The sequence below is a fragment of the Jonesia denitrificans DSM 20603 genome, assembly GCF_000024065.1.
Taxonomy (GTDB): domain Bacteria; phylum Actinomycetota; class Actinomycetes; order Actinomycetales; family Cellulomonadaceae; genus Jonesia; species Jonesia denitrificans.
In genome coordinates, this window is the sequence record NC_013174.1 from 2,623,018 (window position 1) to 2,639,356 (window position 16,339).

Sequence of the window (16,339 nt, forward strand, 5' to 3'; positions counted from 1 at the left end):
GGCTAGCACTGCCCGCCCCACCCAATGGCGTGTGGGATCCGGGACAGTCCGCATTAGTTATCCACGACAGGGGGACGCTCAATGTCAATTTGGTCTGCTTTTCGAAATCGATGGGCGAAATTCGCCGCTGGAGGGGCCATTGGGTCCCTCCTTGTGTTGGGGTCCGTTGTCACCACGTCAGCTCCCGCAAGCTCACACGGTGGCATGGTGTACCCGGCAACACGTACCTACAACTGTTACCTTGACGGCCTCGCGGGTGGTGATGCCGCTGGTCAGGGCGGTAACATGCTGCCAACGAACCCGATCTGCAAGGAAGCGTTGGATTATTCAAGCTACCCGTTCTATACCTGGTACGGGAACTTGCTGCCGTTAGTTGATGGCCGCCACCAGGAAACCATCCCAGACGGGAAATTGTGTGGTCCTGGCGCCCAGTTTGACGCATTCAACACCCCGTCAGAGCATTGGCCTACCACTGCGCTTGAGTCTGGTGACGACATCACTTTCCGGTACGCAGCAACGGTGCCTCACCCTGGATGGTGGTACCAGTACATCACCAAAGAAGGGTGGGACCCTTCACAGCCGTTGAGTTGGGATGACCTGGAACTGTTTGACGAAGTCCTTGACCCACCGATTGTGCAGGGGTCGACTGGGCCGGAGTACCAGTGGGATGCGCAACTGCCTGAGCGCAGCGGCCAGCACATCATCTTCTCAATTTGGGAGCGGACGGACTCTCCTGAGTCGTTCTACAACTGCTCCGATGTGGTGTTTGGTGGCGGCGACCCCACCGACCCAGGTGAAGAACCCACCGACCCAGGTGAAGAACCCACCGACCCAGGTGAAGAACCCACCGACCCAGGTGAAGAACCCACCGACCCAGGTGAAGAACCCACCGACCCAGGTGAAGAACCCACCGACCCTGGTACTGGTCCTGATGACCCCCGTGAATGTGCTGTGGCGTTTGAGGTGAACTCGTGGAACTCGGGGTACACCGCTGAGGTGACCGTGGCCAACAACACGATGGACCAGGTTGATGGTTGGGACCTGGCAGTGACGTTTGCAGGTGATGATTCGGTTCAGCAGTCGTGGAGTTCGACGGTGAGCCAGTCAGGGAAAACTGCGACCTTCACAAATGCTGCGTGGAACTCAACGATTGCCCACCATGGTGCGGTGTCGTTCGGGTTCTTGGCGAACGGTGCTCCCTCTGATCCCACTGAGGTCACGTTGAATGGTGAACCGTGTGATCTGTACTAACCACTGACCCCGTGCGGGGTGGTGACTCCAGCTCCCACCCCGCACGTGACTCACGGTGAGGGCCTGCCTTTGGGTGGGCCCTCAGCGGTGTGTCCGCTATGTGCGGGGGTCCTGCCGTGTGGTGGTGTCGTGTTGTGCGTCGCGATGGGCGATGCGCTGCAGCATGGCGTTATATTCGTCGAGTTCGCTGTCGCCATATTCGTCGACGTGGCGGTCACGGCGGCGGGCGGCGCGGTCGTCTGTCAGTCCCCACATGATCGCGACGGTCATGGCGAGTGCGACGGTGGGGATTTCTCCGATTCCCCAGGCGATACCCGCCCCGGCTTGTTGGTCGATGATGGCGGGGTCCCCCCAGGCGCGTCCCATGTTGCCGAACCAGTCTGGGACCAGGAGACGGTCGGATGCCATGAGGCTGACTCCAAAGAATGCGTGGAACGCCATGGTGGCGAGCAGGAGGAGGAACCGTTGGGGGTAGCCGGGGCGGTTCGGTCCGGGGTCGATTCCCACTAGGGCGTTAACGAAGAAGTACCCCACGAGCGTGAAGTGGACGACCATGAGGATGTGGCCGAGGTGGGTAGTGATGGCTAGTTCGAACAGGGGCGTGTAGTAGAAGAGGATCATCGATCCGGCGAAGTTCACGGCGGCGACCAGGGGGTGGGAGAAGAACCGTCCGTAGCGGGAGTGGACAATCCCAGACACCCATTCGCGTGGTCCTCGTGAGTGGTCTGTTCGGGCGGGCACCGCTCGCATGAGGAGAGTGATGGGAGCTGCGAGCGCAAGGAAGATGGGGACGACCATGGCCATGAGCATGTGCATGAGCATGTGTGCAGAGAAGAGGATTTTTCCGTACACAGCTGGCCCGCCGGAGGTGATCCAGAACATGAGGAACATGCCCAGGGTCCAGGACACGGTGCGCAACCAGGGCCAGGTGTCACCGCGTTTGTGGAGGCGGATGACCCAGCTGAGGTAGACCCACAAACCTGCGGCGCAGGCGACAGCGAAGAGAACGTCAGGGCGCCACTGGGTGAGGTAGCGCAGGGTGGTGGGTTCGGGGGGCAGCTCAGCACCGGTGAGAAGGTAGGCGGGGCTGGGGTTGGTGGGGGGCGCATCGCCAACTGGTGGTTCTGAGGCGCCGAGGGCTACGGAGATACCGGAGACGGCACCCATGACAACAAGTTCGGCGGCGGCGAGCCGCCAGAAGAGGACGGGGATGTGGGCGCGGGCGGCGGTCATGCGGGAAACTATGCGGGTGCGGTGCACGGCACCGAATCCACCCAGGATGAGGAAGAGAGTCACTTTCACAACGATGAGCACCCCGTAGGTGCTGGTCAGGGCGGTGAATCCGCCGAGTCTGACAATGGAGTTCACCAGCCCGGACACGGCGACCAGCGCAAAGCACCATCCGGCGATCGTGGAGTAGCGGCGGACTGTTGTGGCGATCCACTGTTCGCGTTCTGGTCGGCTCAGGTACAGCAGAGCGATCACGGCGAGCGCACCCACCCAGATGGCCACGGCGATGAGGTGGAGGAACATCGCGGAGACGGCAAGTTCGTGGTTGTCGGTTCCGGCGGCGTGGCCCATGAGGGAAAGCAGGGTGAGGGGAACGAGCCCAACACCGAGGAGAGCCAGTGCGACGCGGGGGCCTGGACGCATGAGGAGGGCGGTGGCCATGGTCGCCGCGATGAGGGTGATGGCAAAGTGAGATTGGCCCGAGGGGATTTGGGTGAGGTAGACCACCCATTGTTCGCCGAAGGCGGGGTCTGTGAGGGGGGTTCCCACGGTGTTGGCGCCTTGGAAGAGGAGTCGGGCGGTGGCGCTGAGTGTCCACACGACTGCGCCCCACCCGGCGATGGTGATGGTGGTGGTGTACAGGTCGGGGGTGGGCGCGCCGGGTCGGGTGCGTCCGGTGTGTCCTGCTCCGGGGATGACGAATACGGCCAGGGTCAGTGCCCCCAGGACCACGGCCATACTGAGTTCCGATGCGAGGGTTGCTCCGCCCACTGACCAGCGCACCAGCGGGCCTGGGTCCAGTAGGGCGCGCGGCGCGTAGGCGGCGGTGTAGGCGCCAGCGGCAACGAACGCGGTGAGGGCTGCGAGGATCGTGGCGGTGAACCCGGCGAGCAGGAGCGGGGTTGTGCGGGTGGGAGTTGGTGTAACCACCCCTTCACTTTAGGCTGTTGGCGGCTCGGTGTCTGGTGTGGTGTCACCATGGGGTGAGGTCTCGCCCCCGGATGGTGCATGCGGCTGGCATACTTGGGGGCGGTAGTTATCGGGAAGGGACTGGTTGTGTCACGAGGGCAGGGAAACATTAACCCGGACGAGCTTGCGTATGCGGGCTCGCTCGTCCAACGCATCAACACGGTGTTTGATTCGAAGGTTGTGGGGCAGGAGGAACTGCGGGTTTCTCTTGTGTCTGCGTTGCTTGCTGGGGGGCACATTCTTCTTGAGTCGGTTCCTGGGTTGGCGAAAACCACGGCGGCGGAAACGTTGGCGGCGTCTGTGGGTGGAACGTTCCACCGGATCCAGTGCACACCGGATTTGATGCCGAACGACATTGTGGGCACCCAGATTTATAACTATGGCACTGGGTCGTTTACGACTCAGCTTGGGCCAGTGCACGCCAACGTGGTGTTGCTTGATGAGATTAACCGGTCCTCGGCGAAGACTCAGTCGGCGATGTTGGAGGCGATGCAGGAGCGTCAGACCACGATTGGTGGGCAGGAGTACCGTCTGCCGGACCCGTTCATGGTGTTAGCTACGCAGAACCCCATTGAGGAAGAAGGCACGTATGTTCTTCCTGAGGCGCAGATGGACCGCTTCTTAATGAAGCAGATTTTGACGTACCCGCAGGCTCCCGATGAGGTGGAGATTTTGTCGCGGGTGGCAACTGGTGCGCAGGATGCCCCGGTGACGACTCCGCCGATCGGGTTGGATGAGGTTGTGGTGTTGCAGCGGCTCGTGGACCGCGTGTATGTGGATGATTCCATTAAGCGGTACATTGTGGCGCTCATTAACACCACCCGTGGTGGTGGCCCCAACCCGATTCAGGGGTTGACGGGCCAGGTGCGGGTGGGGGCGTCGCCGCGTGGGTCGATTGCGTTGATGCGGGTCGCTCAAGCGTTGGCGATCATGTATGGCCGCGACTATGTCATTCCTGATGACATTCATGCGATTCGCCACCGGGTGCTGCGTCACCGTATTGTGCGCACGTTTGATGCGATTGCCAACAATGTGCGGGTGGAAGAGCTCATTGACGCCGTGTTCCACGCTGTTCCTGTCCCAGGGTAGTTGGGCTGTGGTGCGCTGATGACCGATATTTCCCGGCTTGCTCAGGTGCGAGCCCACGTGGATCTTCCGATTTTGAAGCGGGCGGCTGGCCTGCTTGAGGGGTATCACCGGTCCATTTTTAAAGGACACGGCCAGGATTTTGACGACTTGTCGTTGTATTCGCCTGGTGACGATGTCTCGGACATTGACTGGAAGTCATCGGCGCGTGCCGGGATCCCTATTATTCGCCGGTTTCAGCAGCAGTCGAATCTCTCGGTGATTCTTGTTGCGGACACCGGGCGCAACATGGCGGCGATGTCGTCTGGGGGTACCCCCAAAAGTGATGCTGCGGTGTTCCTGGCCACGTTGATTGCGTATGTGGCCCGGGATCGCGGCGATCGGGTGGCTCTTGTTGCCGGCGATCATGACCGGTTAATCCACCGCCCACCGCGTGCCTCAACTCAGGACCTTGAGGTGATGCTCACCCAATTGGATGCCACGTTCTCACCAACTGCTCCTGCCAGTGACCTTGCCGCCATTTTGCGGCGTACTCTCACGTTGTTTCACCGGCGGGCCCTGGTTGTCATTGTCACTGATGAGGTGCGCCCTGCACCGGAGCACGAAGAGATTTTGCGGCAATTGCGGGTGCGGCACGAAGTGCTTGTTCTGCAAATTTCTGATGCGTCCCCGTTTGTCGGTGCGCGCCTGAATAATGGGCAGCAGGTCGCCGATGTGGACCGGCCTCTTCACCTGCCCAGGTTCCTTGCCCGCCGTTCATCCATTCATGCCGAGGCCGCCCAGTTGGTGCGCCAACGGCGTGCGGACTCGCAACGCATGTTGCAGCGAAACGGCATCGTGTCTGTGGTCATTGACACCCCCGAAGATGCGATCACTCGCTTCACCCATGCGGTACGCAAACAGCGCCATCTGACCTAGTTCGACTGACTTCACCCCACCCCACCAGCAAATTCACCCCCAGTGAACGGGAAGTTCTCCCCAACAAATACTTATGGTGGCTCTACTTCCCACCGATAGGGACTGTGACGGACACGACCTTCACAGGGGGGCACAATGGTCAAGCACTCCATCCGCCGCACACTCATCGCACTCGCATGTGCACTGGCAACAACCGCAACCACCCTCGCAGCCGCACCGGCTGCGACCAGCACAACCGCATCGACAGGTGTGACACCCGCCGTCACCACAGCGGTTCAACTCGACGCGCTCTCCCAAGCAATCGTCAACGAAACCAACAAAATTCGCGCAGCACACGGACTGAAAAAAGTCACTGTCAACACCAAAGCCACCCAAGGCAGCGCACAATGGGCCGGGTTCCTCGCCTCAAAAAACCTGCGCGCGGACATGTACCACGACCCTCAACTCTTCACCACCACCGCAACCTCAGCAGCCACCCGCGCCGGGGAAAACATTCTCTACACCTCCGGAAGCGCGGACGCCGCCCGTTTCCTTTCCCTGTGGATGAACTCTCCCGGGCACCGGGCCAACATTTTGCGCCCCGAATGGACCCACATTGGGGTTGCCTGGGACCGCAACTCTGACGGCACCTACCTGTACGCCGTCCAACGGTTTGTCGCCTACCCAAGCTCGGCCACCACCCGAACAGCCACCCCACAAAAAACGCGCATCGCCGGGTACAACACGTCAAAGAAAACCATCACCGTGGGGCAAGCCGCACCCAAAGACGTCGTCGCAGTGTCAGCCCGCAACGGAAAAATCTCGTTGCAACGCAAAACCAACGGGACGTGGAAAACCGTGCGCACCGTAGCCGTGAAAACCTCCAATGGGAAAGCGGCGATTCTCTACCCCACCCACAAAACCGCAGGAACCTACACCTACCGCATCCGGTATGGCGGGTCCTCCACCCACAAAGCAGCAGTCTCAGCGACAAAGAAAGTCGTGGTCCGCAAGAAAACCCAAAAAATCACGGGATACAACGCCTCCACTCGGTCCACCGTGAAAGGGCGAGTCGCCGCACCACGTGACGTGGTTACGATCTCCACGAAACGAACTGTTGCTCTCCAACTGAAAAAAGGGGGCACCTGGAAGACCGTGAAGAGATTCACACCGAACTCTCGCACCGGCAAGGTGGGGGTCACCTACCCCAAAGTCACCCGCACAGGGACCTACACGTACCGGCTCAAGGTCGGGTCAACCAAGACCTACAACGCTGTCACCACCCGAGCAAAAACGGTCCGGGTGCGCTAACGACCACCTGTTCCAGGTCCACCCGGTAGGACAACCCATACCGCATCACCCAGTGCCGCAAAGTAGCATGGACCAGTGCCCCCTGGGGCACCACGCCCATGCCCGCTAAGCGACGAGGACCCACGTGACGCCGCAGGACATCTCTTCCCCGGTCGGTTACCCCGCCCTTTGGACTCTCGTCCCCGTGCTCCTCACCGTTGCCACAATCGTGTGGCTCGCGCTCATTCCCGCCCTCACCCGGCGTCGGGTCATGGCGCGTCACGCATCACTTGTCGATGCGCACTCTACTGCCATTGCCGACCGCAGCCCCAGCACCCGGGAACTCTACCGCTCCCAGATCATGACTCTTGCGCAACAGCACGACAACGGGCAGCTCACCGACCGTGACCTGCATCAGCAACTCTCGCTGCTCCTGCGCGACTACACCTCACTGCGGCTCGCTCTCCCCGCTGAGTCCATGACGTTAACTGACCTGCGCAACCACCCGGCAACCGGACCGGTCGCGCACGTCATTGAACGCTGCTACGCCCCCGCCTTCTCCCGGGAAGGGACCGCCCACGCACCCGACCCGCACGTCAACGCAACCCACCTCACGGTCAATGAAGCACTCCAGGTGGTGGACCACCTATGATCTCCACCCACACAACGACTCTGACCTGGCCCTGGGTTATCCCCCTAGCCCTCGGCCTGGCACTACTCACCATCATCGTCACCGCTGTGGTCACCCGGAAACGGCCACCAGCACGCCCCACCACTGAATCACCCATCTGGATAGCCAACAGCGACTACCTGGAACAGCTACCATCATTCGCCAAAGAACGCCGCCGGTACCGACTCCTCCAAGCATCAGGGATCGCGGTCACCGTTGCGGCGCTCGCCGCCGTCAGCGTGGTCACAGCACAACCGTTTCGCACCACCACAGTGGATCCGCGCCTGGCCAACCGTGACATTGTGCTGTGCCTGGACGTGTCCGGGTCAATGATTGCCTACGACCAAGAAATTGTGGATTTGTTCTCCACCCTCACCGACAACTTCCAGGGCGAACGCATCGCACTGTCCGTGTTCAACTCCACTTCTCGGCTCGTGTTCCCCCTCACTGACGATTACGCACTCGTCAAAGAACAACTCACCCAAGCCAAAGAAGCACTCGACCCACGGGTGCTCACCACCACCCGGCAAGACGTCATTGACAACTACCTGTACTTCACCGCAGGTGCCAACGGGTCTCTGAACGGGTGGTCCTCCCTGATTGGTGACGGGCTCGCGAACTGTGCCCTCCTCTTTGACGAAGACCCCTACCAGGACGAAGACCGGTCCCGGTCCATTATTTTTGCCACCGACAACGACCTCCAAGGCGAACCCATATACACCCTGCAAGACGCCACCAACCTGGCGTTATCCCGCAACATTTCCCTGATCGGGCTGTACGGTGCCGGTGGTGGGGACGCGCAAAGCGAACAAGAGTTCCGAGACATCTTCCTTGACGCAGACGGCTTGTACTTCTTCTCCGACGACCCTGACACCATCCCCGAGATCGTCGCCGACATCCAAGCACAACAAGCCGTCGCCATTGACGCCGCACCCATCATCACCACCACGAACCTGCCCGGCCCCTACCTGTGGTTCCTGGTAGCACTCATTGCCGCATTCATCGTGCAACGGAGGATCACCGAATGACCTTCCAACCTTTTGCACCCCTTCCTGCCCTCGCCATCACTGCAGTCCTTGTGCTGGCACTGTTTGGGTGGGCGGCGTTTCGTGACCTGAAAAGCCCTGCCACCAGCCGTGGCGAGAAAATCACCTGGGGGCGCCGCGCAGCGATTCTGGTGCTCACCCTATTCGTGGCCACCGGCCCCTCCGTCCTCGAAGAACGCTCCGAGGTGGCCTACATCAACCTTGACGTGTACTTCGTTGTGGACCGCACCGGGTCCATGGCCGCTGAAGACTACGACGGAAACAAGCCACGCCTCACCGGTGTCCGCAACGACATGACCACCCTCATGGCTGACTTTTCAGGTGCCCGTTTCTCCATCATCAGCTTCGACTCCACCGCATCCCGCCAAATGCCACTGACCACCGACACCCGAGCGCTCAGCGGGTGGATCACCAACCTCAACCAAGAAATCACCTACTACTCTGCTGGCTCCTCACTTGACCGCGTCCGCGAGGAACTATCCATGGCATTACGCCAAGGCGCAACCCGCAACCCAGACAACCAGCGCATCGTCTACCTGTTCACCGACGGGGAAAACACCACCGACACCGAACGACTCTCGTTCGCGCCACTCGCCCAATACGTCGACGGCGGAGCAGTCCTGGGGTACGGCACCAGCGACGGTGGGCGCATGAAAACCTACGACCCCTCCGGGTACGGCAACAGCAAGGAATACATCACCGATTGGAACTCCGGTGACCCCGCCATCTCCGTTGCTGACGCCAACGAGATCACAGCCCTAGGTAACGAACTCGGTGTTCCCTCCACCCTCATGGATGCCCCCACCGACCTCTCCGCCTACAGCGATGGGTTCAACCCCGAACTCATTACCTCCGAAGGCCGACGCCTCGTCACGGTTCCACAACTCATCCTGTGGCCGTTCACCGCAGTCATCATGGGGCTGCTGCTATGGGAACTAACCTGGCAAACACGGCGAGCCGCCCGGAAGGTAGGATAACGATGACATCTCCGTTCCTTCCCCCACCACCCCCCAACCCCCGCAACCACCCCGCGGTGGTCACTGACCTGACCACGATGCGCAAAAAATGGTACCTGTGGTCCGTCCCTGGCGTCATCGCCGTGCTTGTCCTCGTCATCTACACGGTGTCCGTCCTGGTCCCCACCGCCATCGGGCGATCCGCCTACGGAAACGGACAATACAACGCAGCAGAAGAAGCCTTCCCCGCCCCTGACGGGTGGCGGCCCACAGACGAATGGATCGACTGGTACAACCACGGCACCGCAACCCTCGCAGCCGGCGGACACTCACGCGCCCTTGAGATGTTCACCCAAGCGCGCACCCACGCCCCCGCCCTCCCCGATGACGACACCCTCAGCGCGGTGACCACCAACGATGACCTCCCACCAATCTGCCGGATCGACCACAACACAGCGCTCGCCCACGAAGCGCTCGCAGAGGCATCCAGCGCGCAAGGGATGCCCCTGTATGAAGAGTTCATGACCACACTTGACCGGCTTGCTGATGCGAACCGTAGTGAGTGGATGGACTGGGCTCCCGTACTGGAGGATCTACGGACCGCGGCAACACCCTTATTTGAGGAAGCGTTGTCCCAGTTCAACCAGGCGAAAGAGGTCCGTGCCGCGACTGCTTGCCCAGACCTCAGCGGCGCTGGTGAACGCCTTGATGAACGCATCACGGCAACTGAAGAAATCCTGGAGTACTTGCAGTCAGACCCGCCACCGCCGCCACCCGAAGAACCACCCAGCGAGGAAGAACCATCATCATCAGACTCTGATGAGGGGTCCGGTGGAGATGAGCCGCCCAGCGACGAAAGCCCTAACTCCGGTGAAGGCAACAATGAGGACGGTGACGGCGACGGAGAAGGCGACGGCGAGGATGGTGGCGGAGACGTCCCAGCCCCACCGCAGGGTGAAGATGACCGCCAGCAGCAACTCCAAGAACGCAACGACGCCGGCCAACTCGAACGCGAAGAAACCGAAGGCTACCTAGGCGGCGGTTACGGCGGGTCCGGGAAACCGTGGTAAGGGATCGCTGAGTCCACTAACCGCAAGAACGCCCCGTGCTCCTCTAATGCGGTGATACTTCCTGGTAACGCATCGAGGAGAGCCGGGCTGTGAACAAGAAACGCGGAGTGTTGCCCCCGAGAAATGGACACGTTGATGCGGTTGCGGTTGCGCACAAAATCGATTCCCCGTGGTGCGTCATCAGCTGAAGACGCGGTCAAAGTCACAATGGCCACAGGCGCTTCTTGGCCCTGGAACTTGTCTACGGTCCCCACCCGGGTGTCTGTGTACCCGGCACGGTCCAGCGCAGCCCGTACCGTGTGAACTTGGGCGTTGTAGGGCGCGACCACAATGATGTCTTGCGCGGTCAGCGCCCTGGCAGGCACCCCATCATGCTCGCGCCACAACCTACCGCACAGGGATGCAACCAGTTGCGTGATGGCGTGAGCTTCTTCATCACTGGCAACAACATTCCCGGTGTGCGGCACGGGCACCGAATACACACCCGGCGCCACCCCGGCAAGCGCACGTTGAGAGGTCAACGGCACAGACTGCAGTTGACCGTCGTACGACAACACCGACACCGGGTAGGTCAGATCAGGGTGCATCCGCCAGGTGTGATCAAGAAAGAACCCCCGATGCTCGGGCACAATAGGGTGCCCCTCGACCAGCCATGACAGCGCCGACTCATTGATCGGTTCCGGGTGGGTGCCCTGGCTCACCTGCGGGAGTTGCTGGGGGTCCCCAAGCAACAACACCCGGTCCGCTGCGTGCGTGACCGCCAACGAGTTCGCCAGTGAGTATTGACCTGCTTCATCAATAACCACCACATCCCAGCCGTGTGGCGGCGCAAAATCAGGGTTCGCTAACTGCCATGCTGTTGCTCCCACCACCACCCCCTGTGTGGTGTTGTCCGCAAAGAACTGCCCAATTGTGGCTGGTGTCACCGGGACCATCCCAGCCGGAGGGTCCGTTTTCTTTGGGGTGTTCTTCGCGATGCGCCCCGCCAGTTCTGGAAACCGGCCCAGCACCGAGGTCAGCACATTATTGATGACCGCGTGAGACTGAGCCACCACCGCAATATTCCACCCCTGGTGAGCGAGGGAAGCGATCACATGGGAAGCCACAAACGTTTTCCCCGCCCCAGGCGGGCCTTGCACAGCCACCACCGCCGGACATTCACTGCGCAACGACTCAACGATCATGCGAGCCCGGTTGTGATCATCCGCGGCATCCACCCGGGACCCCAACCGCCGCAGCAACCGGACCGCCACCGAATCCGGAAGAATCGACGCATCCTCCACGTTGTCCCCTGCCGCATCCAACGCACCACACACCGACCGGGCAAAATCCAGGAGCCGTTCATCAATAGCCGTCGTCGAAATAGGTGCCCCGGGACCAAACCCCACGGGAACATCGTCAAACCGGTCCACCCCAGCCGACACCTTCTCCGTCACCGTGACAACCACCCGCCGACGATCCCCAGGATCCGGCGTCACCTCTGTGACCAGGCACTGTGCACCATTCCACGCCCGTGACGCAGAGTCCGCTGTTTTCAACCCCACCGGGGCGGGCGCATCGTAAATCAACACCACCTGCGCACCCACCGTCACCGGGCTCGCCGGATCATGATCACCCCACAACGCCAAGGTCCGCGTCAACGCAGACCGCGGCGTCGGGCGCGCCCAATCCTCAACAACATCAACCCGTGACGCAACAAACGTGTCTTTGCCCGACCACTCATCAACAGGGGCAGACAGCCTCGCGAAGTGAGCCCACCAATACTGCTTCTTCTCCCGGGCGTTATAGTCGATCCCCGCCCACGCCATCCGGGCAACCGTCAACACATCGGGTTCCGGTGCCTGCGGGTTCGTCACCCGCGCAGCCAACCACCGGTGACGCAACACCTCCACATGGTCAGCCAACCGTTGCGCCACACCCACCGGACTGTCAGCGCTGTCATCGGGGGCATCATCAGGTGAGGTGGTCTGCGCGAGCGCGTCATCAAGCGGTTGCGCCGGACCGGCTGCCGGGTCGCTGCGCCACGCGATGCCGTGGTCATCTGCCAACTCGATAAGCCACTGGACAAGATGGTAGGTGGAGGCACAGTCATACCGGTTATACGCCTCCAACCGGGCGAGGCGCTGCTGTGCCCCCTGGTGATCACCGGCCTGAAGGGCGGCGCGCGCTTCAGCGTATTCGACAATGGAGTCACCGGCTGTGGTGACCCCGGCCCGTAACGCGCCTAACCGGTCTGCGTAAAAAGGTTCCAGTTTTTTGATGGATAGTGACGGTTGTGAGGTGCGGATACCGCCGCGGACCACGGCGTACACATCCACGAACACCCCGGCACGCAGGAGGTTATCAAGTTCTGCCTCGCGGGTTCCGTGCCGGGCGGCAAGTTTCGTCAAAGCGGTCGTTTCATAGGGCGCGTAGTGATACACGTGCATGCCAGGATACTGTTCCCGTCGTTGCGTCACCCAGTCAATGAACGTGATAAACGCTGTTTTTTCTTCATCACGGGTGTGCGCCCACAGCGCATGGAATACGGGTTGACCATCGGCGTCGAGTTGGCGGGTCACCCACCCAAAAAGGTACTCCAACCCCCAGTCGCGTGACCCCGGTTCTGCGTAGAGCGGGTCGCCCTCAAAGTCGAAGAAAATGTCACCCTCATCAGGTTCACGCAGCAACCCGAACGGGCGTGTATCAACAATCCTCAGCACTCCTGGCTCTGGTGCCCCCTCCCCCTCGATAACCAGCGCGGCTTGAGCCGCGATCTTAGTCAGCGCCCGTACAGACATCCCCACCCGTGCAGCGTCCTGTGCGCTCACCTGCGCCCGGGGATCCGTTGGGTCAGGGTGTAACGCAGCGAGCGCATCGACAGTGGTGATCCCAGCAGACAGCAACCGTGCCCGATGCGAGGTGGTCACACCCATCGTGACCAGCACGTCACGGTTTACTGTCACCAGCGGTTCGCACTCTGTACACCGCCCGCACGTGGACACCGTCGCCGGGGGGACACCACCCTCCCACAACACCAACTCGCCTGGGGTGCGGCCCGCAAGAAGGCGTTCATACCGGGTGTGCAGCCGCCGCCACACTGGGGCGATATCGGCGACCCGGTACTGTTGCTGCACCCCAGAGCCCAGGAACAACACCCCCACGGGGGCGATCGGGAACCCCGCTGTTGTGAGCATGTCCGCGTACGCGGTGATCTGGAGAACCGCATCAGCGGATGCGGTTCGTGCAAGCTTCGCGTCACACACTGCATACAACCCATCAGGTTGTCGCACCAAAAAGTCAACACGCCCGCGAACCGACCCAACCTGCACAGGGAACTGTTCCACCACAGCGACCCCCTGGTCCATGGCGTCGCGCACAATGCCTGTCACCGCGGTGAGGTCGTCACGTTCAGGCAACTCCCCCACCCGCAAGACCCCACCGGGGAGCCCTGGCTGCCATAAGCCGTGCTCCGCGATCAACGCAGCAATAACTTCTGCTTCGAACGCATCACCTAACGCCGACAACCGCTGCGACATCGCATCATGGTGGGTGTCACACCCATCATCAGTGCAGTGCGCCACCGACTGCGCCCCACACGGCGGCACCCGCCACCCCAACGCCACCTCACGGCGGCGTACGGCCCCAAACTCACACCGCGCCGCAGCAACCACCTCCGTCACTGACAACACCTGTTGAGGCAGACGACAATCCTGCGGGGCCACCGGGTCAGTCATTGCGTGCACTCCTTGTCACCAATGCGCACCTGACAACCGTGCGCCACCACGATTCTTACCGCACACATCCGACATCGCGCATGTCCCACACCGATCACCGATGCGACTACCACGCCACCTCACCAGCTTGCGGTTATCCCCATGGGCACCTGAACCGCTGCCGCTGCCCGGTGCGGTCATGGAATAATCGGCGCGGCAGGCAGCACACAGCCCCACCAATGAAATGAACGGAAAACCTTTGTGACTGCGTTTCGCGTTGAGATGTCCAACCGGCGCCTTTACCTGTGGGCGGTCATCACCACCGCCCTATGGGTGGGGACAGCTTACGCCCTCCACGCCTCAATGCCCCAAGTGCCAGACGGATTCTTCGCTGACCTGGCCGGTGCAGCGCCAGCAAGCCTCGCGGTGGCATGGTTCACCGGGTCCAACCGTGCCATCAAAGGAACGCAAGCCACCGGGTTCGCCACCGCGTTAGGTGTGCGCTCCACTGGGGCACGATTCGCGCCCATGCTGTGGGCCCACTTCCTCACCCTTGTCCTCATCCCTTCTGTCGTGTCTTTAGGGCTTCTCGCCGCCATTGCACCGGGACCACCAGCGTCCCTCACCGTGCCCGGCATGTGGGTGTACTCCCTCACCGGTTTCGCCCTCCTCGCTGTCGTGTGGGCACTCGCGCTCCTTGGTGGTTCCATCCCCGGAGCACCCCCTTTCGCAGGGATGCTAGGCCTGTGGGCGGCGCTCCTCCTCGTCCTTGAAACTGACATTCTCGTCCTGCGCGCCCACCCAACATTGAGCCTGAACCCACTGCTCTACGGCTCATGCACGGTCATTGCGCTTGCAGCGCTCTGGTGCGCCTACTACGGCACCCGGTTCATGCAGCAACGCACCCTGCCCGCCCCCAACGGCGCCGCCACCGGGCGCATCATCCTCATCGCCGCTTACGTCATCACCATCATCGCGGTCATCACCATCGCATCGATCTACCAGATCCCCCGCTCGGCGTACACCTCAGCGAACACCACTGCCCTTCCCACGATCGAACACAGTGCACAGGAACCCACACAATGAGCACGTACCTACCCACCACACCGGCAGCACCCCGCACCGCGGACATCCACCTCACCGACATCACCTACACCGCGGACAAAACCCCCACACTCACCATCCCCCAACTCACCCTCACCCCAGGGATCACCGCAATCATCGGCCCCAAAGGAGCAGGGAAAACAGCGTTCCTCCACCTCCTCACCACCCTCACCCCCGCGGCGAGCGGCACCCTAACCATGGGCGGAACAACAGTACCCACCACGCACAGCCCAGGAGGCGCATCGGCACACGACCTCGCCACACTGCGCGCCCACATTGGGTACGTGCCCACCTACTTTGATGTTGACCCAAACACCCCCATCCACGCACTGGCCACCTACGCCGCCTGGCTTCGCGGCTACGACGGCGACCACGCCCACACAGCAGCACGCACCGCAATCGACAACATCAACCTCACAAGCAACGCCCACAAACGGCTACCTGCCCGGCACGTACGCAAACGCAACAACGGCCACCGCGTCACCGACCACCACCCCGTCCTGCGCGCACACGTCGCCTTAGCTTTAGCCACCGCCGGGGCCCCCACCTTCCTGCTCCTGGACGACCCGGCAAGCGGCCTCACAAGCGAACCCCACCGCTCGGACTATTACGCGCTCCTGCGCCGCACCGACAGCAGAACCATCCTGTTCACCAGCACAGAACTCAACGACGCCACCCACGCCGACCGGGTCCTCATCCTCAACGACGGACACATTGTGGACGACCAATCCGCCCACCTCATCACCGGGACGTCTGAGGTCGCACAAACCACGACCCCACCCCAACGGTAAGCAACACCATGGTGAGGGTTGTTGTCGCAAGGGTTGGGGGCTGAGCTGGAATGTTCCACCACGTTGGAGTCGTCGGCTCACTGTACGAACCATTCGTGTAACCCGCCATCATCACGAGGGTTACAACGAACGGAAGAACCCAGGTGAGTGTTCCGGTCAGCCATGTACGACTGACCAACGCGGCCGCAGCGCCAACAAGCACGGTGTCTTTCCCCTCTGCTGGTACGTCGACGTCCCTGTTCCAGCACAACCGCCCTAGGCGCCCCACCCCCTCATCTCACGTT

Annotated in this window: 12 protein-coding genes; 10 read left to right on the plus strand and 2 right to left on the minus strand. The window is 61.6% G+C overall.

What is annotated here, in order from left to right; translation table 11 throughout:
* Nucleotides 1–81 precede the first annotated feature (81 nt).
* A complete protein-coding gene (locus tag JDEN_RS12280) occupies nt 82–1,251 on the plus strand; it encodes a lytic polysaccharide monooxygenase (RefSeq protein ID WP_015772690.1) in 1,170 nt (389 codons plus the stop codon).
* 96 nt (nt 1,252–1,347) lie between these two features.
* Here the strand turns inward: JDEN_RS12280 and JDEN_RS12285 are convergent, their stop codons facing one another.
* Nucleotides 1,348–3,411 carry a cytochrome c oxidase assembly protein gene (locus tag JDEN_RS12285; protein WP_015772691.1) on the minus strand — a complete coding sequence of 688 codons (2,064 nt, stop codon included), beginning with the start codon at nt 3,409–3,411 and terminating at the stop codon, nt 1,348–1,350.
* A gap of 78 nt (nt 3,412–3,489) precedes the next feature.
* Between JDEN_RS12285 and JDEN_RS12290 the strand changes: the two genes are divergently transcribed.
* From JDEN_RS12290 to JDEN_RS12320, 7 genes are all read left to right on the plus strand, one after another.
* On the plus strand, nt 3,490–4,539 hold the full coding sequence (locus JDEN_RS12290) for an AAA family ATPase (RefSeq protein WP_015772692.1): 1,050 nt from the start codon (nt 3,490–3,492) through the stop codon (nt 4,537–4,539).
* An 18-nt stretch (nt 4,540–4,557) separates the two neighbouring features.
* Nucleotides 4,558–5,454, plus strand: a complete 897-nt coding sequence (locus tag JDEN_RS12295; protein WP_015772693.1) for a DUF58 domain-containing protein — start codon at nt 4,558–4,560, stop codon at nt 5,452–5,454.
* Between the two features lie 135 nt (nt 5,455–5,589).
* Nucleotides 5,590–6,744 carry a CAP domain-containing protein gene (locus JDEN_RS12300; protein ID WP_015772694.1) on the plus strand — a complete coding sequence of 385 codons (1,155 nt, stop codon included), beginning with the start codon at nt 5,590–5,592 and terminating at the stop codon, nt 6,742–6,744.
* A 124-nt stretch (nt 6,745–6,868) separates the two neighbouring features.
* Nucleotides 6,869–7,375, plus strand: a complete 507-nt coding sequence (locus JDEN_RS12305; RefSeq protein WP_015772695.1) for a hypothetical protein — start codon at nt 6,869–6,871, stop codon at nt 7,373–7,375.
* Nucleotides 7,372–8,421 (plus strand): vWA domain-containing protein, encoded by a 1,050-nt coding sequence (locus JDEN_RS12310; protein ID WP_015772696.1) that lies wholly within the window; start codon nt 7,372–7,374, stop codon nt 8,419–8,421. The genes JDEN_RS12305 and JDEN_RS12310 overlap by 4 nt, the downstream gene beginning before the upstream one ends.
* Complete coding sequence (locus tag JDEN_RS12315) at nt 8,418–9,416, plus strand: vWA domain-containing protein (protein WP_015772697.1); 999 nt, start codon at nt 8,418–8,420, stop codon at nt 9,414–9,416. Before JDEN_RS12310 ends, JDEN_RS12315 begins: the two co-directional genes overlap by 4 nt.
* 2 nt (nt 9,417–9,418) lie before the next feature.
* A complete protein-coding gene (locus JDEN_RS12320; RefSeq protein WP_015772698.1) occupies nt 9,419–10,465 on the plus strand; it encodes a hypothetical protein in 1,047 nt (348 codons plus the stop codon).
* Here the strand turns inward: JDEN_RS12320 and JDEN_RS12325 are convergent.
* On the minus strand, nt 10,438–14,181 hold the full coding sequence (locus JDEN_RS12325) for a TM0106 family RecB-like putative nuclease (RefSeq protein WP_015772699.1): 3,744 nt from the start codon (nt 14,179–14,181) through the stop codon (nt 10,438–10,440). The genes JDEN_RS12320 and JDEN_RS12325 overlap by 28 nt on opposite strands.
* A 240-nt stretch (nt 14,182–14,421) precedes the next feature.
* Between JDEN_RS12325 and JDEN_RS13925 the strand changes: the two genes are divergently transcribed.
* Both JDEN_RS13925 and JDEN_RS12335 read left to right on the plus strand, forming a co-directional pair.
* On the plus strand, nt 14,422–15,246 hold the full coding sequence (locus JDEN_RS13925) for a hypothetical protein (RefSeq protein ID WP_015772700.1): 825 nt from the start codon (nt 14,422–14,424) through the stop codon (nt 15,244–15,246).
* The gene (locus JDEN_RS12335) at nt 15,243–16,055 is read left to right on the plus strand and encodes an ATP-binding cassette domain-containing protein (RefSeq protein WP_015772701.1); all 813 of its coding nucleotides are present in this window, start codon (nt 15,243–15,245) and stop codon (nt 16,053–16,055) included. Before JDEN_RS13925 ends, JDEN_RS12335 begins: the two co-directional genes overlap by 4 nt.
* Nucleotides 16,056–16,339: the final 284 nt, after the last annotated feature.

Bases quoted from the DNA above. Each gene is read 5' to 3' on its own strand.
- JDEN_RS12280 (WP_015772690.1), top strand. From the start codon at position 82: ATGTCAATTTGGTCTGCTTTTCGAAATCGATGGGCGAAATTCGCCGCT.
- JDEN_RS12325 (WP_015772699.1), bottom strand. From the start codon at position 14,181: ATGACTGACCCGGTGGCCCCGCAGGATTGTCGTCTGCCTCAACAGGTG.
- JDEN_RS12310 (WP_015772696.1), top strand. From the start codon at position 7,372: ATGATCTCCACCCACACAACGACTCTGACCTGGCCCTGGGTTATCCCC.
- JDEN_RS12295 (WP_015772693.1), top strand. From the start codon at position 4,558: ATGACCGATATTTCCCGGCTTGCTCAGGTGCGAGCCCACGTGGATCTT.
- JDEN_RS12320 (WP_015772698.1), top strand. From the start codon at position 9,419: ATGACATCTCCGTTCCTTCCCCCACCACCCCCCAACCCCCGCAACCAC.
- JDEN_RS12335 (WP_015772701.1), top strand. From the start codon at position 15,243: ATGAGCACGTACCTACCCACCACACCGGCAGCACCCCGCACCGCGGAC.
- JDEN_RS12290 (WP_015772692.1), top strand. From the start codon at position 3,490: ATGCGGCTGGCATACTTGGGGGCGGTAGTTATCGGGAAGGGACTGGTT.
- JDEN_RS12315 (WP_015772697.1), top strand. From the start codon at position 8,418: ATGACCTTCCAACCTTTTGCACCCCTTCCTGCCCTCGCCATCACTGCA.
- JDEN_RS12300 (WP_015772694.1), top strand. From the start codon at position 5,590: ATGGTCAAGCACTCCATCCGCCGCACACTCATCGCACTCGCATGTGCA.